General features: G+C 67.0%; 19 protein-coding genes. 11 read left to right on the top strand and 8 right to left on the bottom strand.

The features are described 5' to 3' along the window. Positions 1 to 36: 36 nt before the first annotated feature. Positions 37 to 846 (top strand): phosphoadenylyl-sulfate reductase, encoded by an 810-nt coding sequence (locus tag AC2S9W_RS12340; RefSeq protein WP_067184063.1) that lies wholly within the window; start codon positions 37 to 39, stop codon positions 844 to 846. A gap of 113 nt (positions 847 to 959) precedes the next feature. Here the strand turns inward: AC2S9W_RS12340 and AC2S9W_RS12335 are convergent, their stop codons facing one another. After that, a complete protein-coding gene (locus AC2S9W_RS12335; RefSeq protein WP_067184065.1) occupies positions 960 to 2,471 on the bottom strand; it encodes a replicative DNA helicase in 1,512 nt (503 codons plus the stop codon). A gap of 173 nt (positions 2,472 to 2,644) precedes the next feature. On the opposite strand from AC2S9W_RS12335, the gene AC2S9W_RS12330 reads away from it, so the two are divergent. The 7 genes from AC2S9W_RS12330 to AC2S9W_RS12300 all read left to right on the top strand — a co-directional run bounded on the left by AC2S9W_RS12330 (position 2,645) and on the right by AC2S9W_RS12300 (position 7,683). Beyond that, the gene (locus tag AC2S9W_RS12330) at positions 2,645 to 3,142 is read left to right on the top strand and encodes a UPF0262 family protein (protein ID WP_067109990.1); all 498 of its coding nucleotides are present in this window, start codon (positions 2,645 to 2,647) and stop codon (positions 3,140 to 3,142) included. A gap of 2 nt (positions 3,143 to 3,144) precedes the next feature. After that, a complete protein-coding gene (locus AC2S9W_RS12325; RefSeq protein WP_067184067.1) occupies positions 3,145 to 3,897 on the top strand; it encodes a glycoside hydrolase family 25 protein in 753 nt (250 codons plus the stop codon). Further along, positions 3,894 to 4,361, top strand: a complete 468-nt coding sequence (locus tag AC2S9W_RS12320; protein WP_067109982.1) for a cytidine deaminase — start codon at positions 3,894 to 3,896, stop codon at positions 4,359 to 4,361. Before AC2S9W_RS12325 ends, AC2S9W_RS12320 begins: the two co-directional genes overlap by 4 nt. 39 nt (positions 4,362 to 4,400) lie before the next feature. Further along, complete coding sequence (gene dcd / locus AC2S9W_RS12315; RefSeq protein WP_067109979.1) at positions 4,401 to 4,955, top strand: dCTP deaminase; 555 nt, start codon at positions 4,401 to 4,403, stop codon at positions 4,953 to 4,955. Between the two features lie 72 nt (positions 4,956 to 5,027). Further along, positions 5,028 to 5,516, top strand: a complete 489-nt coding sequence (locus AC2S9W_RS12310; protein WP_082737232.1) for a DoxX family protein — start codon at positions 5,028 to 5,030, stop codon at positions 5,514 to 5,516. Positions 5,517 to 5,586: 70 nt separating this feature from the next. Then, complete coding sequence (locus AC2S9W_RS12305; RefSeq protein ID WP_067184073.1) at positions 5,587 to 6,756, top strand: saccharopine dehydrogenase family protein; 1,170 nt, start codon at positions 5,587 to 5,589, stop codon at positions 6,754 to 6,756. Positions 6,757 to 6,879: 123 nt separating this feature from the next. Further along, a complete protein-coding gene (locus AC2S9W_RS12300; RefSeq protein ID WP_486570946.1) occupies positions 6,880 to 7,683 on the top strand; it encodes an acyl-CoA thioesterase in 804 nt (267 codons plus the stop codon). Positions 7,684 to 7,719: 36 nt separating this feature from the next. Here AC2S9W_RS12300 and AC2S9W_RS12295 read toward each other — a convergent pair whose 3' ends face one another. The 3 genes from AC2S9W_RS12295 to AC2S9W_RS12285 all read right to left on the bottom strand — a co-directional run bounded on the left by AC2S9W_RS12295 (position 7,720) and on the right by AC2S9W_RS12285 (position 10,542). Continuing rightward, positions 7,720 to 9,060, bottom strand: coding sequence for a sensor histidine kinase (locus AC2S9W_RS12295; protein ID WP_486570945.1), 1,341 nt, complete (start codon positions 9,058 to 9,060; stop codon positions 7,720 to 7,722). Next, complete coding sequence (locus tag AC2S9W_RS12290; RefSeq protein WP_212597284.1) at positions 9,057 to 9,791, bottom strand: response regulator; 735 nt, start codon at positions 9,789 to 9,791, stop codon at positions 9,057 to 9,059. The genes AC2S9W_RS12295 and AC2S9W_RS12290 overlap by 4 nt, the downstream gene beginning before the upstream one ends. Before the next feature lie 121 nt (positions 9,792 to 9,912). Beyond that, entirely contained in the window at positions 9,913 to 10,542 is a 630-nt protein-coding gene (locus tag AC2S9W_RS12285; protein WP_212597285.1) for an EF-hand domain-containing protein, read from the bottom strand. Positions 10,543 to 10,757: 215 nt separating this feature from the next. Here AC2S9W_RS12285 and AC2S9W_RS12280 point away from each other — a divergent pair, with 215 nt between their 5' ends. Beyond that, the gene (locus AC2S9W_RS12280) at positions 10,758 to 12,590 is read left to right on the top strand and encodes a DUF885 domain-containing protein (RefSeq protein ID WP_486570944.1); all 1,833 of its coding nucleotides are present in this window, start codon (positions 10,758 to 10,760) and stop codon (positions 12,588 to 12,590) included. A 152-nt stretch (positions 12,591 to 12,742) separates the two neighbouring features. On the opposite strand, the gene AC2S9W_RS12275 is transcribed toward AC2S9W_RS12280, so the two are convergent. The 4 genes from AC2S9W_RS12275 to AC2S9W_RS12260 all read right to left on the bottom strand — a co-directional run bounded on the left by AC2S9W_RS12275 (position 12,743) and on the right by AC2S9W_RS12260 (position 15,828). Continuing rightward, on the bottom strand, positions 12,743 to 12,916 hold the full coding sequence (locus tag AC2S9W_RS12275; RefSeq protein ID WP_486570943.1) for a DUF1328 domain-containing protein: 174 nt from the start codon (positions 12,914 to 12,916) through the stop codon (positions 12,743 to 12,745). Between the two features lie 191 nt (positions 12,917 to 13,107). Then, a complete protein-coding gene (locus AC2S9W_RS12270; RefSeq protein ID WP_082737233.1) occupies positions 13,108 to 14,181 on the bottom strand; it encodes a serine hydrolase domain-containing protein in 1,074 nt (357 codons plus the stop codon). Positions 14,182 to 14,465: 284 nt separating this feature from the next. Further along, positions 14,466 to 14,903 (bottom strand): hypothetical protein, encoded by a 438-nt coding sequence (locus AC2S9W_RS12265; RefSeq protein ID WP_486570942.1) that lies wholly within the window; start codon positions 14,901 to 14,903, stop codon positions 14,466 to 14,468. 118 nt (positions 14,904 to 15,021) lie between these two features. Next, the gene (locus tag AC2S9W_RS12260) at positions 15,022 to 15,828 is read right to left on the bottom strand and encodes a FadR/GntR family transcriptional regulator (RefSeq protein ID WP_067105470.1); all 807 of its coding nucleotides are present in this window, start codon (positions 15,826 to 15,828) and stop codon (positions 15,022 to 15,024) included. Positions 15,829 to 16,024: 196 nt separating this feature from the next. Between AC2S9W_RS12260 and AC2S9W_RS12255 the strand changes: the two genes are divergently transcribed. Then, positions 16,025 to 17,470: an MFS transporter gene (locus AC2S9W_RS12255; RefSeq protein WP_076075695.1), complete on the top strand. Its 1,446-nt coding sequence runs from the start codon at positions 16,025 to 16,027 to the stop codon at positions 17,468 to 17,470. Between the two features lie 116 nt (positions 17,471 to 17,586). Further along, positions 17,587 to 19,806, top strand: coding sequence for a TonB-dependent receptor (locus tag AC2S9W_RS12250; protein WP_067184094.1), 2,220 nt, complete (start codon positions 17,587 to 17,589; stop codon positions 19,804 to 19,806). Positions 19,807 to 19,876: the final 70 nt, after the last annotated feature.

The following is a 19,876-nucleotide window of genomic DNA, read 5'->3' as shown; positions in this document are numbered from 1 at the left end:
AACGAGGTCGAGACGCCCCAAGGCCATGCGCGGCCGATGGGTGTCCCGACCGCGCGCGATGCGAGCGGTGATGCGGGGGATGACAGGAGGCGCGACCGGATCGACGTCGCGCCGCGCTTCACGCAGGCCGACGTCGTCCGCCTGAACAATCTGTTCCGCGGGCAGGACGCCGCGGAGGTGGTCGCGAGCGTGCTCGGCGCGGGCTTGCTCGGCGACACCGCGATCGTTTCGAGCTTCGGCGCCGAAAGCGCGGTGCTGCTCCATCTGGTGACGCGGGCGGCGCCCGATATTCCGGTGCTCTTTTTGGACACCGGCAAGCATTTTCCCGAAACGCTCGCCTATCGCGACACGCTCGCGGCGCGGCTCGGGCTCAACCTCGTCACGCTGACACCCGATCCGGAGGAACTGGCGAAGAAGGACGAGACGGGCCTGCGCTGGTCCTACGACCCCGACGGCTGCTGCGAGATCCGCAAGGTCAGGCCGCTCGAAAAGGCGCTCGCCGACTTCGACGCCTCGATCACCGGCCGCAAGGGTTTCCAGTCCGCGACGCGCACCGGCCTGCCGCGCTTCGAGCTCGATGGCAGCTCGGGCCGCCTCAAGTTCAACCCGCTCGCCAACTGGACACGCGAGGCGCTCGACGCCTGGTTCGAGGCGCACGACCTGCTGCGCCATCCGCTGGAGGCGGAAGGCTATCCGTCGATCGGCTGCTCGCCCTGCACCTCGAAGGTGAAGCCGGGCGAAGACCCGCGCGCCGGCCGCTGGCGCGGCTGGGACAAGACCGAATGCGGCATCCACGAAGCGGTGACGCCGATCGGCGACGATCCGGCGAACGACCCGGCGTTTTGAGGCTCTGTCATTGCGAGGAGCCGAAGGAATCTCCAGCTATCGACCTTGTGCGAGACCGATAGCTGGAGATTGCTTCGCTTCGCTCGCAATGACGACGCTATTGAGCGATCGGCCTACTCGTAATCCGCATAGGCCATGCTGTCGTCGGCGAGGTCGCTGAACTTGGTCGTCTTGGCCTCGAAGTGCAGGCGCACCTTGCCGGTCGAGCCGTGACGCGACTTGGCGACGATCAGTTCGGCCAGGCCGAAGACGCGCTCCATCTCCGCCGCCCATTCCTCGTGCGCGGCGTGGATCTTGATGTCGTCGCCTTCCACCGGGCGCTTCGGCTCGCGTGCCGCGACATAATAATCCTCGCGGAACACGAAGAGCACCATGTCGGCGTCCTGTTCGATCGAGCCCGATTCGCGCAGGTCCGAAAGCTGCGGGCGCTTGTCCTCGCGGCTTTCGACCTGACGGCTGAGCTGCGACAGCGCCATCACCGGCACATTAAGTTCCTTCGCCAACGTCTTGAGACCGCGCGAAATCTCTGAAATCTCCTGCACCCGATTGTCGCCGCTGCGCGACGAGCCCTGCAGAAGCTGGAGATAGTCGACGACGATGAACCCGATACCGTGCCGCCGCTGCAGCCGCCGCGCCCGCGTGCGCAGACCGGCGATCGTCAGGCCCGGCGTATCGTCGATGAACAGCGGCAGCGTCTGGAGCTGCTGCGCGGCGCGCGACAGTTGCTGGAACTGCTCCTTGCTGATCTTGCCCATGCGCAGCGCTTCGCCCGACACGCCCGACTGCTCGGCCAGAACGCGCGTCGCGAGCTGGTCGGCCGACATTTCGAGGCTGAAGAAGGCGACCTTCGCGCCCATGTTCTTTTCGGGCGGAATCCCGTCCTCCTCGTCGCGGCGCCAGCGCTCGGCGGCGTTATAGGCGATGTTCGTCGCCAGCGAGGTCTTGCCCATGCCCGGCCGGCCGGCGAGGATCATCAGGTCCGAATTGTGCATGCCGCCGATCTTGGCGTTGACGCTCGCGATGCCGGTCGTCGTGCCCGACAGGTGACCGCCCGAATTGAGCGCGCGTTCGGCCGCCTGGAGCGCGGTCAGGCTCGCGGCGCTGAAGCTCTTGACCGACCCCAGTTCGGCATCGCCGCCCGCGACCTTGTAGAGCGAGGTCTCGGCCTCTTCGATCTGCGCCTGCGGATCGACGCTCTCGCTGGTGTCGAGCGCATTGTCGACGAGCGTGCGGCCGACTCCGACCAGCTCGCGCAGCAGGGCGAGGTCGTAGATCTGCCGCGCGAAGTCGCGCACGCCGATCAACCCGGCGCCGCTGCCGGTGAGCTGCGCGAGGTAGCCGACGCCGCCGACCGCCTTCATCGCCTCGTCGCCCTCGAAAAAGGGTTTGAGCGTCACGGGCGTCGCGATGCTGTTGCGCTCGACCAGCGCCATCGCCTGCGCGAAGATGCGCCCGTGCAGCGGTTCGAAGAAATGCGCGGGCGAAAGCTGCACCGGCAGATCCTCGACGACTCGGTTGTCGATCAGGATCGCGCCCAGGAACGCGGCCTCGGCCTCGATATTGCGGGGCAATTGGCGGTCGTCCCCGGCGGGAGCCGGGATCGGGAAACGGGCGACTTCGGGCATGGCGACGCATAATGGAACCCCCTGAAACCATATGCAATGGCGTTGATCGTCGCAGCCACGCCTGCCGTGGAGCGTTCTGGGGATAGTTTTGCGGCCTCCCCCTCCCGCAGGCGGGAGGGAGTCCTCGCCGCCCCCTTGCCCTTCGCCGTGCGGCGGGTAGAAGCACCTTCATCATGACCGACGCCGACCCATCGAAGCAGCGCATCATCTCGGTCGAGCTCGACGAGGGCACGATCGTCTGGCGCAATCCCGATGTCGAGCAGGAACGGCGCGTCGCCATCTTCGACCTGATCGAGGACAACAAGTTCGTGCCGCAGCGCGGCCATCCCGACGGCTATGCCGGGCCCTATCGCCTGATGCTGCGGGTCGAGGACGGACGGCTGATCTTCGAGATCAGCCGCGAGGACGGTTCGCCGCTCGAGGCGGTCATCCTCGGCCTCGGCCGCTTCCGCCGCCCGATCCGCGACTATTTCGCGATCTGCGATTCCTATTATCAGGCAATCCGGTCGGCGACCGCGCAGCAGATCGAAACCGTCGACATGGCGCGCCGCGCGCTTCACAATGATGCGGCTGAGATGCTGATGGACCGGCTCGACGGCAAGATCGCGGTCGATTTCGACACCGCGCGCCGCCTGTTCACGCTCATCTGCGTCCTCCACATCAAGGGGTGAGCATGGCGAAGGGGGCGATCCAGCGCAGGAACAAGCCGGCGACGACCGGCTGGCGCGATGCGGCGGCGCGCGGCCTGCGGCGCATCGGCGGGGTGCTGCTGCTGGCCGTGCTCGCCATCGGGGTCGGATTATGGTGGGCGGCGCGCTGGACGCCGCAGCGCGCGCAATATCCGTTGCAGGGGGTAACGCTCGACGCCTCGAACGGCCAGGTCCACTGGGGTTCGGTCAAGGCGGCGGGCGCCGATTTCGCCTATCTGGCGGCGACCGACGGCGACAGCGGCGTCGATCCGCTCTACGCGCGCAACATGGCCGCGGCGCGCGACGCCGGGGTGCGCACCGGTCCGATCCACCATTACAGCCTGTGCCGCCTCGCCACCGACCAGGCGGCCAATTTCATCCGCCACGTCCCGCGGCGCACCGACGCGCTGCCTCCGGTGGTCTGGCTCGATTACGACGACCGCTGCCCCGACCGGCCGACGCGCGCGCTGCTGCTGAGCGAACTCGCGACCTTTCTGGCGCAGATCGAGGCGCATATGGGCAAGCGCAGCCTGATCGCACCCGGCGCCGCGTTCGAGGCCGATTACAAAGTGACGAGCGGCATCGCGCGCACCACCTGGCTGCGCCGCGATTTCTTCGAGCCCGACTATGGCGCCCATCCGTGGGTGATGTGGCAGGCCAACCATTATCTGCGCATCGCCGGCGCCGACGGCACGGTCGGCTGGAACGTCGTGCGCCCCGAAGGAACCACGCCATGACCGACGATCCGACCGATGCCGACCGCGACGCGCTGATCGACGCGGCGCGCGAGGCGGCCGCGCGCGCCTATGCCCCCTATTCGGGCTTTCACGTCGGTGCGGCGCTATTGCTCAAGAATGGCGACGTCGTCACTGGCGCCAATGTCGAGAATGCGAGCTATGGCCTGACGCTGTGCGCCGAAACCGCGGCGATCGCGAAGATCGCCAACGAAGGCTGGATCGGCGAACTCGCCGCGGTCGCGATCGTCGGCGGCCGCCCCGAAGGCGCGGCGCTGGCCGGTGCCGAGGCGGTGCATCCGTGCGGCCGCTGCCGCCAGATATTGAACGAGGCGGCCGAGCAGTCGAAGACCGACATCTGGGTCCATTGCGCATCGGGCGACGGCACGGCGGTGGAAAGCTATCGGCTGAGCGATCTGCTCCCCGCCGCCTTCGGGCCGAAGGATATGGGCCTCGTCCGCGACTGACCGCTTGCGCAAAGGCGCGCGCGCCGACAAGACGGCGGCATGGCCATTCTTTCCGACAAATGGATTCGCGACGCCGCCCGCACGCAGCAGATGATCGAGCCGTTCGTGGAGGCGCAGCGGCGCGACGGCTGCATCAGCTATGGCCTGTCGTCCTACGGCTATGACGCGCGCGTTGCCGACGAGTTCAAGATTTTCACCAATGTCGACAGCGCGGTCGTCGATCCCAAGGATTTCGCGTCGAACAGCTTCGTCGACCGCAAGACCGACGTCTGCATCATCCCGCCGAACAGCTTCGCGCTCGCGCGCACGGTCGAATATTTCCGCATCCCCAGGGACGTGCTCGTCATCTGCCTCGGCAAATCGACCTATGCGCGCTGCGGAATCATCGTCAACGTCACCCCGCTCGAACCCGGCTGGGAGGGTCATGTGACGCTGGAGTTTTCGAACACCACCCCCCTACCCGCGAAAATCTATGCCAACGAGGGCGCGTGCCAGTTCCTGTTCCTGCAGGGCAACGAGCCGTGCGAGACGAGCTACGCCGACCGCGCGGGCAAATATATGGGGCAGAAGGGCGTGACGCTGCCCAAGCTCTGATCCCGCGGAACCGCCCCGCCCTCTCGCGCGTCATCTCCCCAAGCGGAAGGGGCGCGTGTCGGAGGATGTTCCATGTCCATGATCGCCGTCTTCATCGGCCGCCTGTTCATCGCGCTGATCTTCGTCGTCTCGGGGATCAACAAGCTGATCCACGTCAACGACACCAGCGCGATGATCTCCGCCGCCGACCTGCCCGGCTGGCTCGCCGTTCCGACCGGGCTGTTCGAACTGATCGCGGGCGTCTGCATCGCACTCGGCATTTATGCGCGAGCCTTCTCGCTGCTGCTGGCGGCGTTCGTGCTGCTCACCATCCTCTTCTTCCACCGCGATTTCACCGATCCCGTGCAGGCGATGGCGGCGATGAAGAATCTGGCGATCGCGGGCGGCCTGCTCTGCCTCTTCGGCTATGGCCACACGCGCTGGAGCTATGATGCGCTGCGCCGCAGGCGCCGCGACGAGATCGAATTGCACGAGGCCGAACTGCGCGCCGCGCGCGCCGAGGGTCAGGCCGAAGCCGTGGGCGCGCCGGTCGTCGTCAAGCGGCCGTGGTGGCGCTTCTGACGCTTCGCGCTTGGCATCGCGGTCCGCCTGCGCTAGCCTTCGCTTGACGTTTACGTAAAGGGAGGGTTTCATGGCATCCCGCGATCTCGACATCATCGTCTATGGCGCGACGGGTTTCACCGGGCGGCTCGTCGCCGAATATCTCGCGCATCATTACAAGGGCCGTGCGGACGCGCCGCGCTGGGCGATGGCCGGGCGCAGCCTCGACAAGCTGGCGGAGGTGCGCGACCTGATCGGCGCCGACGAGGAAACCCCGCTGATCGTCGCCGACGCCGACGATCCCGGCAGCCTCGACGCGATGGCCGCGCGCACGCGCGTGGTGTTGACCACGGTCGGCCCCTACCAGCTTTACGGCAGCGCCCTCGTCGCCGCCTGCGTGCGTGCGGGCACCGCCTATGCCGACCTGTGCGGAGAGCCGGGCTGGATGCGCGAAATGATCGACGCGCACCAGGGCGCGGCCAGGGCGTCGGGCGCGCGCATCACCTTTTCGTGCGGCTTCGATTCGATTCCCTTCGACCTGGGCGTGCTGTTCCTGCAGGCCGAGGCGGTGAAGCGCCACGGCGCCCCCGCGCCGCGCGTCAAGGGCCGGGTGCGCCAGATGAAGGGCGGCGCATCGGGCGGCACGATCGCCAGCCTGACCGAGACGCTGAAAGCCGTCGCGAAGAAGCCGTCGCTGGCGCTGCTGCTCAAATCGAGCTTCGCGCTCACCCCCGGTTTCGAAGGGCCGCACCAGCCGAGCGGGCTGGTTCCCGAACATGATCCGGCGACCGGCACCTGGACCGCGCCCTTCGTGATGGCGCCGATCAACACCAAGAACGTCCACCGCACCAATTTCCTGCTCGGGCACCGCTGGGGCACCGACCTCGTCTATGACGAAATGGTGATGACGACGATCGGCGACGCCGGAAAGGCGATGGCCGAAGCGATGGCGAAGGCGAATCCGTTCGGCGACGCGAAACTCAAGCCCGGCGAAGGGCCGAGCAGGGAGGACCGCGAGAACGGTTTCTACGACATCCTGTTCATCGGCGAATATCCCGACGGGCGGACGATTCGCGCCTCGGTGCGGGGCGACCGCGACCCCGGCTATGGCTCGACGTCGAAGATGCTCGCCGAAACCGGCATGACGCTGCTGGCGACCGAGGGCGAAGGCGGCATCTGGACGCCGGGCGCGCTGCTGGGGCAGGCGTTGATCGACCGGCTGACCGCCGAGGCCGGGTTGAGCTTCCAGATCGAGGAATGACCCATCTTCCGTTCGTGCTGACCCCGGATCAAGTCCGGGGGAAGCACCGTTCTTCTTTCCCTCGAAGGAAGGGCGGCCCTTCGACAGGCTCGGTGCGAACGGATTCATGACGAAATGACGGATATGACCCTCTCCTCTCTCTCTCCCCTCGACACCCTTCTCTCGACGCTGCGGACCGACGGCGATGTCGCGACCGCGCATATCGACGAAGGCTGGATGCAGGGACGCACCTCCTATGGCGGGATCAGTTCGGCGGTGGCGCTCGCGGGCACGATGGCGCTGCATCCGACCGATGCGCCGCTGCGCTATGCCCAGATCAGTTTCGTCGGGCCGGTCGCCGGCGATTGCACAGTCGAGACACGGGTGCTGCGCCGGTCGAAATCGAGCCTGTTCGTCGATGCGGGCGTGTCGAGCGAGGCGGGTTTCGGCACCGCCGCGGTGTTCGCCTTCTCGCCCGACCGGGAAAGCCACGTCGATCACAATCGCCTGACCATGCCCGACGCCCCGCCGCCCGAGGCGCTGGAACCGGTTCCTCAGCACAAGGTGCGCCCGACCTTCTCGAAGCATTTCGACATGCGCCCGACCACCGGCCCGCGCTTCGGCTGGAAGCAGGAGGTCGGCGAGTATCTGACCTGGGTGCGCTTCGTCGAGGAACCGCGGTGCCACCCCACCGTCGCGCTGCTCGCGCTCGGCGACGCGTTGCCGCCCGCGGCGATGGCGCTGTTCAGCGAATTCGGGCCGATCAGCTCGATGAACTGGACCGTCAACATGCTCACCGCGACGCCCGAGACCGACGACGGCTGGTGGCTTTTGTCGGCCAGGACAGGCTATGCGCGCCGCGGGCTGTCGGTGCAGGACATGATGCTGTGGAACCGCGCCGGCGAGCCGGTGCTGAGCGGTAGCCAGGCGGTTGCGGTGTACGCATGACGATCGCGATCTAACCGCCGATAGCAGGACGTCGCTTCACTCCGGAACCGGCAGCGCGATCACCGCGTCGAGGCCGCCGCCCGCGCGGTTGGCCAGCGTCAGGCGGCCGCCTTCGCTTTCGGCAATCTCGCGCGCGATCGCCAGTCCCAGACCGGCGCCGCCGGTCGCGCGGTTGCGCGATTCCTCGCCGCGCGCGAAGGGCTCCATCAGCGCTTCGATCTGCGTCTCGGCGAGCCCGGGACCGTCGTCGGACACGATCAGGCGCGCCTCGCCGTCCGCGACCTTCACCGACAGGCGTGCGCGCAGGCCATAGGCGACCGCATTGTCGATCAGGTTGCGCAGCGCCCGGCGCAGCAGCATCGGCCGCGCCTGCACCGTCACGGCGGCGACGGCGGCGAGCGAGACGTCCTTGCCCTGCTCGCGATAATCGGCCGCCACGTCGCCGGCCAGCACGTCCAGCCTCACCGCCTCGCGCGCTTCGGTGCCCGAGCCGGCGCGGGCCAGCGCCAATATGTCGGCGAGCATCGCCGTCATTTCCTCGATCGACGCGATCATCTTGTCGCGCAGCCGCGCATCCTCGACCTGCTCGACGCGCACGCGCAGGCTGGCGAGCGGGGTCCGCAGGTCGTGCCCGACCGCGCCGAGCATCCGGTCCTTGTCGGCGAGCATCGCCGCGATCCGCGCGCGATAGGCGTTGAAGGCGCTGATCAGGTCGCGCACGTCCGACGGCCCCGCCTCGACGAGCGGGGTCGTGTCGCGCAGCGCCGGATTGCCGCGCGCGGCGCGCGTCAGGTCGCGCAGCGGCGCGGCGGCGCGCCAGGCGATGAACAGGATCGGCACCAGCAGCAGCAGATAGAGCGAGAGCGTCTGCCACAGCAGGAAACCCTGCAGCCGCTTTCCGTCGGTCGGAATCCGGCTGCGCACCGCATAATAGCGATCCCCCACCTTTGCCGACACGACGACCGTCCGCGAGGAGAAGCCCGTGCGCTGCGCGTGCGGCCGCGGCGGCAGGGCCCAGGCATCGACCCGCTCGGCGCGGACGTCGGCTTCGTCGAGCAGCCCGGCGACATAGGTGGCGAGCGCCGGGGCCGCTTCGGCCTGCGGCGGCGGCCGGGTCGGTTCGTTCGATATGACGAGCCGCTGCACGCGCTCGCGCCGGTTGTGATCGCTGTCGTCGGCTTCGGCCACACCGCGCCGGTCGCGTTCGACCGCGTCGATGATCCGCGCGACCGCCATGCCGCCGCCGTGAGCCAGGATCTGCTGCCGCTGCCCGCGCGCGAGCATCGCGAAATTGACCGCCTGCGCGATGAACAGCATCGCGGCAACCGCGAAGACAAGCTGCCCGATCAGGCTGCGGGGCCACAGGCGCAGCGTCATGTCGCCGCGTCCATCCGCTTGACCTCGCACGCCAGCGTATAGCCGCCGCCCCACACGGTCTTGACGATCTGCGGCCGTGCCGGATCGTCCTCGATCTTCTTGCGCAGGCGGCTGACCAGATTGTCGATCGCGCGGTCGAAGATGTCGGCCTCCCGCCCGCGCACGAGGTCGAGCAGCCGGTCGCGGCTCATCACCTGCCGCGGATGACGCACCAGCGCGTGGAGCAGGTGATATTCGCCCGACGACAGCGCCACCTCGCGCCCGTCGCGATCGACCAGCACGCGCTCGACCTCGCGCAGCACCCACGGGCCGAAGGCATAGCTCGTCCCGCCGGCGTCGAGCGCGCGGCCGTTCGCCTGCGTCCGGCGCAGCACGGTACGGATGCGCGCGACCAGTTCGCGCGGGTTGAAGGGTTTGACGACATAGTCGTCGGCGCCGATCTCCAGCCCGATGATCCGTTCGGTATCCTCGGCCCGCGCGGTCAGCAGGATGACGGGAATATGGCTCGTCTCGCGCAGGTGGCGGGTCAGCGACAGCCCGTCCTCGCCGGGCATCATGATGTCGCTCACCACCAGGTCGATGCTCTTGGCGCGCAGCACCGACCGCGCCTCGGCGGCGCTCGCGGCGTCGCTGACGGCAAAACCCTGTCCTTCCAGATACTCGGACAGCGGCTCGCGGATCGACGGCTCGTCGTCGATCAGCAGGATGCGGGGGGTATCGCTGTCGGTCATCGTCGATCTGCCTGAAACATGAGGTTCGCCCACCGGCCGGGGGCCGATGGGCGATACCGTGCTGGCAGCGGACTGCGGCAAAGGCAATGGCGAGACCGCCCGGCCGCCGTCCGCGCGCCGATCAGTTGGTGGCGGGGGCCGGAGCGGCGTTGCGCTTGGCCTGCCACTCGGCGCGCTTCGCCTCGCGCTGCGCCTTGCGTTCCTCGGCCGTCACCTGCCCGTCCTTGTTGGCGTCGAGGCGATCGAAGCGCGCCAGGGCGGCCGTTTCGAACTCGGCGCGGCTGATCGCCTTGTCGCCGTTGGTGTCGGCCTTCATCATCATCCCGCCGCGCATGCCATGGCCGCCACGCTTGCCGTGATGGCCGCGCATCGCGCGCGGGCCTTCGCGAGCCTCGCCGGCAGCGGCGGCGCGCTTTTCCTTCCGTTCGCCGCGCTTCGCCTGACGCTCGGCGGCGCGCTGGTCCCATTCGGCCTTGCTGATGCTGCCGTCCTTGTTCGCGTCGAGCCGTTCGAACATCTTCGCCTGCATCGCGGCGCGCGCCGCGGCGCGGTCGGCGGCATCGAGCTTGCCGTCGCCATTGGCGTCGAGCTTGGCGAACATCTGCGCGGCGTGCGCCTGCGCCTCGGCGCGGGTCAGCACGCCATTGCCATCGGCGTCGCCCATGGTGCGGGGGCCGCCCGCGGGGGCGGCAAGCACCGGACCCGCGATCAGCGCGGCGCCCAGTGTCAGAAAAGCGATCTTCTTTTTCACGTCACCTAACTCCTTGTTCTGGGACCGAGGGGAGAGAAGCCAGTCCCGATGACGGCCTTCTAGGGGTCATTTGTCCCAAGCTATTGCCCGCTCGACGAAAAATTGTCGCAAATTGTCGCAAAACCGGCGGTCCGTTCATGACGGCGCAAGCCGGCGGCCCGGTTGCGGCCCGCCCGCGCGAAGTCTAGCACGCGCGATCGACAAGGAGAAAAGGCATGAGGGGTTTCGCACTCGACCGACGGACGTTGCTCGCGGGATTGGGGCTCGCCGGAATGGGGAGCGTCGCGGCCGCCGCGATCGTCCGGCCGGCGTTCGCGGCGGACAGCGCCGACGCGCGGCTCGACGCGCTGCTCGCGGCGCAGTTCGAGGCGGGGCTGCGCGACGACCCAACCCGCGCCACCTCGCTCGGGCTCGACACCGGCGCGCTCGCCGACCTGCGCGCGTGCTTTCCCGACTGGTCGCCCGCCGGGCGCGCCGCGCGCGACCGCCGCATCGACAGCGACCTCGCCGCGGTGCGCGCGATCGACCCCGACACGCTGGGCGACACCGCCCGCGCCGCGCACGACAGCGCCGAGTTCGACCTCACCGCGCGCCAGCGGCTCGCGCGCTTCCCCTATCACAGCGGCGGCTTCGGCCACCGGGCCGGTCCCTATGCCGTGACCCAGCTCGGCGGCTTCTACACCGGCGTCAGCACCTTCCTCGACAGCCAGCACCCGGTCGCGACCAAGGCCGACGCCGATGCCTATATGGCGCGACTCGAAGCGGTCCCGGCGCTTCTCGACGACGACACCGGCATCGTCGCCGCCAACGCGGCGATGAACGTCGTGGCGCCGCGCTTCATCCTCGAACAGGCGCTCCAGCAGCTCGCGCGGCTGCGCGACGGCGACGTCGCGAGCAAGACGCTCGTCGCCTCGATCGCGCGGCGCAGCGCCGCGATCGGTCTCGACGGCTATGGCGAGCGCGCCGCCGCGGTTTTCGAAGGGCCGATCCGCGCCGCCCTCTCCCGCCAGATCGACGCGCTCACCGCGCTGCTGCCGCGCGCGGGCGATGCGGCGGGCGTCGGCCGCCTGCCCGATGGCGAGGCCTATTATGCCGCGACGCTTGCGCAGCATACGACGACCAGCCTGGGCGCCGCCGAAATCCATCGCATCGGCCGCGAGCAGCTTGCCGACCTGACCGCGCGCATGGACGAACTGCTCAAGGCGCAGGGTTACGCCAACGGCAGCCTTCGCGAACGGCTCGACGCGCTGGGCAAGGCGGAGGGACAGTTGTTCGCGAACGACGACGCCGGTCGCGCCGAGATGCTCGCCTACCTGAACGGACGCCTGACCGCGGTGCGCGCGCGCCTGCCGCAGGTGTTCAGCCGCATGCCCAAGGCGCCCTACGAGATCCGGCGCGTGCCGCCGGAGATCGAGATCGGCGCCCCCGGCGGGTCGGCGCAGGCGGGCACGCCCGACGGATCGCGCCCCGGCATCTTCTTCATCAACCTGCGCGATACCGGCGAATGGCCGCGCTACACCCTGCCCACCCTCGCCTATCACGAAGGCGCGCCGGGGCATCTGTTCGAGGGTGCGCTCAAATATGAGGATGCGGCGCTGCCGCTCTATCGCCAGACGGCGTCGGTGACGGCGTTCGGCGAAGGCTGGGGCCTGTATGCCGAACAGGTCGCCGACGAACTCGGCATGTACGACGACGATCCGCTGGGCAAGATCGGCTACCTCGCCTCCTATGCCTTCCGCGCGTCGCGCCTCGTCGTCGACACCGGGCTGCACGCGATGGGATGGAGCCGCGAACAGGCGATCGACTTCATGGTGCAGAATTCGTCGGAGGCCCCCAGCGCGGCGCGGACCGAGATCGACCGCTATATCGTCTATCCGGGCCAGGCCTGTTCGTACAAGATCGGCCAGACGGCGATCAGCCGGCTGCGCGACGAGGTGTCGGGGCGGCCGGGCTATGACATCAAGCGCTTCCACGACGTCGTGCTCGGTGCGGGTCGCATCCCGCTCGCGGTGCTCGAGAACCGGGTGCGCGCCGCCTTTCCGGCCTGAACCAAAAAGTAAGCCCCGTCGCATCTCTGCGGCGGGGCTTCCCTAGGTTGCGTCCGAAGACGCGAACCAAATCTACTCTTTCTTTCGATCAAGTAGGCCATGGAAACGCCCGGCGAAGCGGGAAGGTTCCATGGACGTTAAAAAATCGGCGGTCAGGGGACTTTCCGGGCCGCTGCGGCGCCCAGGATCAGGAACAGAACCACCAGCGCCAGCCCGATGAAGAACAATATTTTCGCGATGCCGGCCGCCGCGCCAGCGATGCCGCCGAAGCCGAGCACCGCGGCAACCAGGGCGATCACGGCGAAAATAAGGGCCCATTTGAACATCCGATACCTCCTCCAAACCGGCGCGCAAATCGGCCTTGGGAAACGCGCGTCAACGCAGTTTTCCAAGGACGGACGGCCCTTGGCCGCGCCGCAATCTGCTGAATAGCAAGGGCCCTGATCAAACGACCGCACCGGCCGAAAGTTCCGGGGCGTGGCCGGCACGGGATGGAGGCGCGACCCCTTGTCCGGCGTTACGCCGCCTGTTCCCGGTCTACCGCCGCCTGAACGCGCTTGTAGAAGGCCTCGCGCTCCGCGACGAGGCCGTCGGGATCGGTGGCGACCGGCCAGTTGCCGTTCGACGCGATGACCAGCCGCCGCGCGGCGTCGACGAATATGCCCTGCCCGTATATGCCCTGCGCCGAATAGCTGCCGTCGTCGTTCGTCCACCATTGATAGCCGTAGCCGCGGCCGGGAATGTCGACATCATACGCCTTCGTCGTCGCCTGCGCGATCCAGTCATCGGGCAGGACCTGCTGTCCGCCCGCCACGCCGCCGCTCATCATGAACAGACCGAAGCGCGCAAAATCCCGTAACCTCGCGGAAATGCAACAGCCCGCGATCTCGTGCCCGGTCGCGCCGAGCATCCACACCGCATCGTCCTCCATGCCGAACGGCTTCCAGATCTTCTCGGACAGATAATCGGACAGCCGCTTGCCGGTCGCCGCCGAAACGAGGACGCCGATCAGGTTCGTCTCGCCCGTCTTGTACACCCATGTCGTGCCGGGCGCCGCCTCGCGTGGCAGCGCCTTCATGTAGCTGACGGAGACATCCTCGCCCGGCACCGGTTTCTGGCTGTTGAACCGCGATACGTCGGACGCGGGGTCCTCATAATCCTCGTTCCATTTCACGCCGGAGGACATGGTGAGCAACTGGCGCACCGTCACCTCTTCGAGGGCCGAGCCCAGCAGCGCCGGAAGATAGGTCGACACCCTGTCGTCGAGGCTTCCGATATATCCGTCCTGCAGCGCCGCCCCGACCAGCGTGGACGTGATGCTCTTGGCGACCGAAAAACTCGTCCAGCGGCCGGTCGCGGTATAGCCGAGCGCATAGCGTTCGAACCGGATCGCGCCATCCTGGACGATGATCAACCCGGCGTTGCGCTGTTTCGCCATATGCGCGCCGATATCGAACCCCAGGTCGATGATCCGCCCCTGCGGGACCGGGTGCATCCGGTTTCCGGCGCGAATCGTGGCGACCTTGATGCCCGGAAGTTCCTCGACCGCGCGAAAGGCCGCATCGCGATGGTCCTGGCTGGCTAACAACATGGCTTATCCTCGATCGATGGATGGACGGGCAAAACGCCCCGCGCGGTTGCGGCGCGGAACGCGGAGCATCGCTTGCGGCAGCCCCGATCGCGAGGCCGCCGAAGCCGTGCCTAAGGTCTGTGGGGATTCAGAGTCTATCGCCGCGATATTGTATGAAGCCGTGTTCCCCCGCGAAGGCGGGAGTCCATCTTCGGCCGGTTCCATCTCGAAACCACCGCAGATGGGTCCCCGCCTTCGCGGGGACACACGATAAAGGACAGTCGCAAGATGAATCCCCACACGCCTTAAAGGGTGATGTCGGCCAACTGGTCGTGCATCTCTGCAAGAACGCGCAGCAGCGGCTTCGGCGCCTTGCCCATGTCGCCCTGCATCGAAACCCGACCGGCCTTCGCCATCGCCATGGCATGCACCGCCTGCGCCGCATTCTCCTCGGGCGTGGCGCGGCGCCGGTTCAGTCGCGCCGCCGGCAGCATGGCGTCATGGTCGCCCCGGACGACGACATCGGCGTCGATCTCCGTATCGAAGAATTCGACGCTCTCGCCCGTGATCCGCGCGGCGAGCACCACGGTCCCGCCGTCCGGCGGAACCGCCGTCACCACCTCGCACATGCGGAAGTCCGCGTCGGGAAAATCGTGCCGATGCTGGTCGACCAGCGTGGTCAGGATCGCGCGCATTGCATCGCACCAGCCGGGCGACGCATAGGCGTGGCGCGCGGCGGTCATGGGACGCGATCCGGCCGGACGAGCGGCGCAGGTGCGGCGGCTTCGGCGCAGGCCGATGCGTGACGACGATAGGAAATGGAACCCTCCCGCAATAATATAGTGCAATCATAGCACTATATTATTGCGGGATCAACTGGCCCCCATAGAGATCGAGTACCGACGCCTCGCCCAGTTCGCCGAGCACGATGTCCTTGAGCTGCTGCATATGCTGCCGCCACACCGCGGCCGCGGCCTCGGCGTTGCGGGACTCGATCATGTCGGTCAGCAACGTGTGGTTCGCCAGCGCCACCTTGTTGAGCTCGAGCTGGTCCTCGCGCGCGCGGGCGATGAAATGCGTCACGTGACGGCGGAATATGTCGTCGAGCATTCCCGTCATCAGCGCCAGCACGACATTGCCCGCGCGCTGCATCAATATGCGGTGGAATTCGGCGGTCGCGAGCGCGAATACGTTGAAATTCTCCAGATTGTCGCGTTCCTTGGCCAGATGGTCGCGGAGCGCCTTCAGGTCATCGTCGGTGCGCGTCGTCGCCAGCGCGCGCATCAGCGGCGGCTCGATGATCAGGCGCGCCTCCAGCACCTCCTTGAGCGAGGCGCCGCGAATTTGCAGCAGGGTGCCGATCGACTTGGCCGCGATCTCGTCCTTGGGCAGCTTGATCCGCGCCCCGCCACCGGCGCCGCGCTTCACCTCGATCAGCGATTCGGCTTCCAACACGCGGAACGCCTCGCGCAACGAAGAACGCGAAACACTGAACTCAAGCATCATTTCCGCTTCTGCAGGCAGTGCGTCGCCGGCCTTGAGCTCGCCCAGAACAATACGGCGCCGCAGTTTCTCGGCAATGATCTCGGCCGCCTTGGGAACATGGATCGGCTGGGATTTGGCGACGGGTTCGCGCTCGCGGCGCGGCGTCTTCGTTCTGGTTGCCAAAGGCTTATTCCCTCGTAGAGTCCGGATAAGGTGCGATGATAGTCCTATAAAATGGGGAATCCCTCGTTTCAATGCCCCGTCGACGGTCGAAAAGGCCGAAAGAGGCGCGGAAACATAATTGGTGCACTCTTTTTATTGCGCAGTCCGCGGCTTTCGCACATGGTCGTGAAAACAACAACGACATGCGGGAGAGGATGTGACCACAGACGCATCGACGGCCACCCCTGGCCGTGAGCAATCGGCGGAGCGGCGCAACGCCCTGCACGGCTGGCGGACCATGGCCTTCGCGAGCCCGTCCTTCGCGCTGACGGCCATGCTGCTGCCGGTGCTGATGTATCTGCCCGATTATTATGCCCGCGACCTCGGCGTCGATCTGGCGGTCGTCGCCTTCGTGCTGACGACGGTGCGGATAGCCGACATCGCCTTCGACCCTGTGCTGGGGCTGATGATGGACCGCAGCCATCCCCGCACGGGGCGCTACCGGACATGGTTCCTCTGCGGTATCCCGCTGGCGGCGATCGCGATCTACATGCTCTATAACGCCCCCGTCGGCGTGTCGGGCGCCTATCTCTTCCTGTGGCTGGCCGCCGCCAACGTCGGGCAGTCGGTCAGCTATCTGGCGCATATCTCGTGGGCGGCCTCGGCGGCGCGCTCCTACGATCACCGGTCCAACATCTTCGGCTGGCTGATGGTCTTTTCAGTGCTCGGCATGTTCCTGATCATGGCGCTGCCCCCCGTGCTGAGCCTCACCCTCGGCTGGGAGCGGCCGCACGCCGTGCAATCGATGGGCTGGCTGATGATCGCCTCGCTGCCGCTGACCGCGCTGCTGGCGATCGCCGCGGTCGGCGAGCCGCCCCGCCGGCCGACGCTGGTACGCCCCTCGCGCCAGGAACTGCTCGCGTTGCTGCGCCGGGGGCTCGTGGTCCGGCTGATCGCCGCGGACATCGTCTGGGGCATCGGGCCGTCGGTCGCGGCGGCGTTGCTCTTCGCCTTTTTCGACAGCCTCAAGCTGATCGAGCGCGACCTCGCCGGGCTGGCGCTGCTCGCCTATTTCGTCGGCGGCATGCTGGGCGCACCGATCTGGGTCCGGATCGCGAAGCGCACGGGCAAGCATCGCGCGCTACTGTGGTCGGGGCTGACCTATGCCGTCGTCCAGTCGGCGATCCTGCTCGTCCCGGCGGGCAATGTGCCGCTCGCCCTCGCCGGAATGGCGATCGCCGGCCTGCCCAGCAATGCGGGGCCCATCCTCATCCGGTCGATGATGGCCGACGTCGCCGACGAAGTCCGGCTCGCAACGGGAGTCGATCGCCTGTCGCTGCTGCTGTCGCTGCTGTCGTCGATCGGAAAGATCGGGCCAGCGGTCATGACCGGGCTCGCCCTCTATGCCCTCAGCCTTGCGGATTTCGACATCGCGCTCGGCGCCCGCAACAGCACGGAGAGCCTGTGGCTGCTCGGCTTCCTCTATGCGATCGTTCCCGCCGCAACCGGCCTGCTGACCGCATGGGTTATCCGCGGTTACCGGCTCGACGCCACGACCCACGCCGATATCTGCCGCCAACTCGACGAACGCGACCGGACGGCGGAGCGCGAAGCGGAAACGCCCGAGCCGGCACAGAAAAAAACTTCGCTTGCATCAATTTAGTGTATTGAGTGCACTAATTAATAGCTTTATCGTCGACATGTTGCACCGAATCCCGCTGCGAGACGGCGACACGGCGCGACGAGGCAAACACAACATGTCTCTGGGGAGAGGCCTAAATGTCAGATAATTTCCGGCGCCTGCGCGCCCTGCTGTTCGTCTCCGCGACCTTCGCCGTTCCGCTTTCCGCCGCTCAGGCGCAGGACGCCGCCTTGCCAGCCGACATGGCAGCGACCGGGGGCGGAGCGAGCGACATCGTCGTCACGGCCCAGAAGCGAGTGCAGAATGTGAAGGACGTTCCGATCGCGGTGACCGTCATCGGCGGCAACCGGATCGAGGAAGAGCAGATCACCAGCTTCCACGACATCGAGCGCATCGCGCCGAGCTTCAAGTCGCTGCAGCTCGGCGATGCCCGCGCATCGACCATGAACATGCGCGGCGTCAGTTCGGTCCAGGGCAATCCCGGCCGCCAGTCGTCGCTCGGCGTCTTCATCGACGGGGTTTTCATGGCGCGAACCGGCATGGCGTCCTCGCAGGATTTCCTCGATATCGAGCGCATCGAGGTGCTGCGCGGTCCACAGGGCACGCTGTTCGGCATGAACACCGCCGGCGGCCTGATCCACATCATCACGCGCAAGCCGAACCTGTCCGAATTGTCGGGCCGGGCCGAAGTTGTCATCGGCGAATATGATACGCTGGAAGCGCGCGGCTATGCGACCGCGCCGCTGATCGAGAACAAGCTGGGCCTGAGCGTCTCGGCCGCGAAGAGCACGCGCGGCGGCCTTCTTTACAATTCGGTGCTCGACCGCCGGGTCGATACCGAGAACAAGTTCAACGTTCGCGGCAAGCTCTATTATGCCGACGACGGTATCGACGTCCTGCTGTCGGCCGACTACCACAAGGAAACGTCGATCTGCTGCAGCGCCGTCTTCACCCGGGTGACGGGCACGCCGGCGACCGGCCTGGGCGCCTATCCCGTCACCGTGCCCCCCGGCTCGCCATACAGCCGGATCACGATCCAGGACGGGCTCAGCACGAATCCCAACGAAGGCGGCGGCGTCAGCGCCGAAATCAACGTCGCCGTCGGCGATCACACGCTGACGTCGCTCACCGCATGGCGCCAGTGGACCGTTCGCTCGATCAACGATCCCGATTCGGTGAACTGGAATTTCCTCAACGATTTCCTGATCTATCAGAAGCACAGCCAGTTCAGCCAGGAATTGCGGCTCGCTTCGCCCGCAGACCAGCCGCTGACCTATCTCGCCGGCCTGTTCTTCTATGACCGGCGATCGCGTGACTACGAGGATCTGCACATCGGCAAAAATCCGCTGCCGCCCGTGCTGCTCACCGGACAGGCGGCGATCACCGATTCGCGGGTCAAAGACCGCACCTACGCCATCTTCGGCCAGGCGGAATACAAGCTCACCGACAAGCTGACCGCCGCGCTCGGCGCCCGCTACACATGGGAACCGCAGAAGTTCAGCTTCGACCAGCAGTCCCAGATCTATATCTATCCCAATTTCGGGCAGATCTATCGCAGCCGCACGGACAAGGCGCTCACCTGGAAGGCCGACCTGCGCTATGCCTGGACGCCCGAGGTGACGACCTATGTCAGCGTCGCGCGCGGCTTCAAGCCCGGCGGCATGACCATGACGCGCGTTTCCAGCCTGTCGGGCCTGATGTTCGAGGAAGAGACCAATATCAATTACGAGATCGGTCTGAAGGGCATTTTCTTCGACCGCACCCTTACCCTGAACACCGCCGCTTTCTACACCGAATATAATGACTTCCAGACGACGGCGTTCGACGGCACGCGCTACATCACCGCCAATGCCGAGCAGTTCACGACCCAGGGCATCGAAGTCGAAGGCCAGTGGGCGCCGTCACGGCACGTCTCGCTGTTCTTCGGGGGCAGCTATGTCGACGCGCATTACACCGATTTCACCAACGGCCAGTGCACCGGCGTCGCCGGCGCGTGCGACCTGTCGGGCCAGCGCCTGAACGGATCGGCGAAGTGGAATCTCAATATCGGGGGCAGTTTCTCCGCGCCGATCACCACCGGTCTCGATGGCTATCTCCGACTCGACTACGCATGGAAGAGCGATTCCTACGTCGCGCAGGACCTCGACCCGAATTCGCGCATCGCGCCCTATGGCGTCGCGAACGCACGTGTCGGGATCGAAACCGGCGACGGCTTCAGTGTCGAAGTCTTTGCCAAGAATCTGTTCGACAAGAAATATCTGCTCTTCACCTACGGCCTGCCCTTCGGCGCCGGCGGTCATGTCGGCTACGTCGGCGCGCCGCGCCTGATCGGCGTTCGTCTTTCGAAGGCCTTCTAGATGAGGGTCGCCCCAAAGGACGGACCGGGCGCCGGAGCCGACCGTTTCGGGACTTGCCGCTTTTTGAATT

It is taken from the genome of Sphingopyxis sp. 550B (assembly GCF_057401805.1).
This window is presented reverse-complemented; position numbering and strand designations above follow the sequence as displayed.

What these genes read in the sequence shown, in the direction of transcription:
- AC2S9W_RS12340 (WP_067184063.1), top strand. Translation starts at nt 37, where the DNA reads ATGGGTGTCCCGACCGCGCGCGATGCGAGCGGTGATGCGGGGGATGAC.
- AC2S9W_RS12335 (WP_067184065.1), bottom strand. Translation starts at nt 2,471, where the DNA reads ATGCCCGAAGTCGCCCGTTTCCCGATCCCGGCTCCCGCCGGGGACGAC.
- AC2S9W_RS12330 (WP_067109990.1), top strand. Translation starts at nt 2,645, where the DNA reads ATGACCGACGCCGACCCATCGAAGCAGCGCATCATCTCGGTCGAGCTC.
- AC2S9W_RS12325 (WP_067184067.1), top strand. Translation starts at nt 3,145, where the DNA reads ATGGCGAAGGGGGCGATCCAGCGCAGGAACAAGCCGGCGACGACCGGC.
- AC2S9W_RS12320 (WP_067109982.1), top strand. Translation starts at nt 3,894, where the DNA reads ATGACCGACGATCCGACCGATGCCGACCGCGACGCGCTGATCGACGCG.
- dcd (WP_067109979.1), top strand. Translation starts at nt 4,401, where the DNA reads ATGGCCATTCTTTCCGACAAATGGATTCGCGACGCCGCCCGCACGCAG.
- AC2S9W_RS12310 (WP_082737232.1), top strand. Translation starts at nt 5,028, where the DNA reads ATGTCCATGATCGCCGTCTTCATCGGCCGCCTGTTCATCGCGCTGATC.
- AC2S9W_RS12305 (WP_067184073.1), top strand. Translation starts at nt 5,587, where the DNA reads ATGGCATCCCGCGATCTCGACATCATCGTCTATGGCGCGACGGGTTTC.
- AC2S9W_RS12300 (WP_486570946.1), top strand. Translation starts at nt 6,880, where the DNA reads ATGACCCTCTCCTCTCTCTCTCCCCTCGACACCCTTCTCTCGACGCTG.
- AC2S9W_RS12295 (WP_486570945.1), bottom strand. Translation starts at nt 9,060, where the DNA reads ATGACGCTGCGCCTGTGGCCCCGCAGCCTGATCGGGCAGCTTGTCTTC.
- AC2S9W_RS12290 (WP_212597284.1), bottom strand. Translation starts at nt 9,791, where the DNA reads ATGACCGACAGCGATACCCCCCGCATCCTGCTGATCGACGACGAGCCG.
- AC2S9W_RS12280 (WP_486570944.1), top strand. Translation starts at nt 10,758, where the DNA reads ATGAGGGGTTTCGCACTCGACCGACGGACGTTGCTCGCGGGATTGGGG.
- AC2S9W_RS12275 (WP_486570943.1), bottom strand. Translation starts at nt 12,916, where the DNA reads ATGTTCAAATGGGCCCTTATTTTCGCCGTGATCGCCCTGGTTGCCGCG.
- AC2S9W_RS12270 (WP_082737233.1), bottom strand. Translation starts at nt 14,181, where the DNA reads ATGTTGTTAGCCAGCCAGGACCATCGCGATGCGGCCTTTCGCGCGGTC.
- AC2S9W_RS12265 (WP_486570942.1), bottom strand. Translation starts at nt 14,903, where the DNA reads ATGACCGCCGCGCGCCACGCCTATGCGTCGCCCGGCTGGTGCGATGCA.
- AC2S9W_RS12250 (WP_067184094.1), top strand. Translation starts at nt 17,587, where the DNA reads ATGTCAGATAATTTCCGGCGCCTGCGCGCCCTGCTGTTCGTCTCCGCG.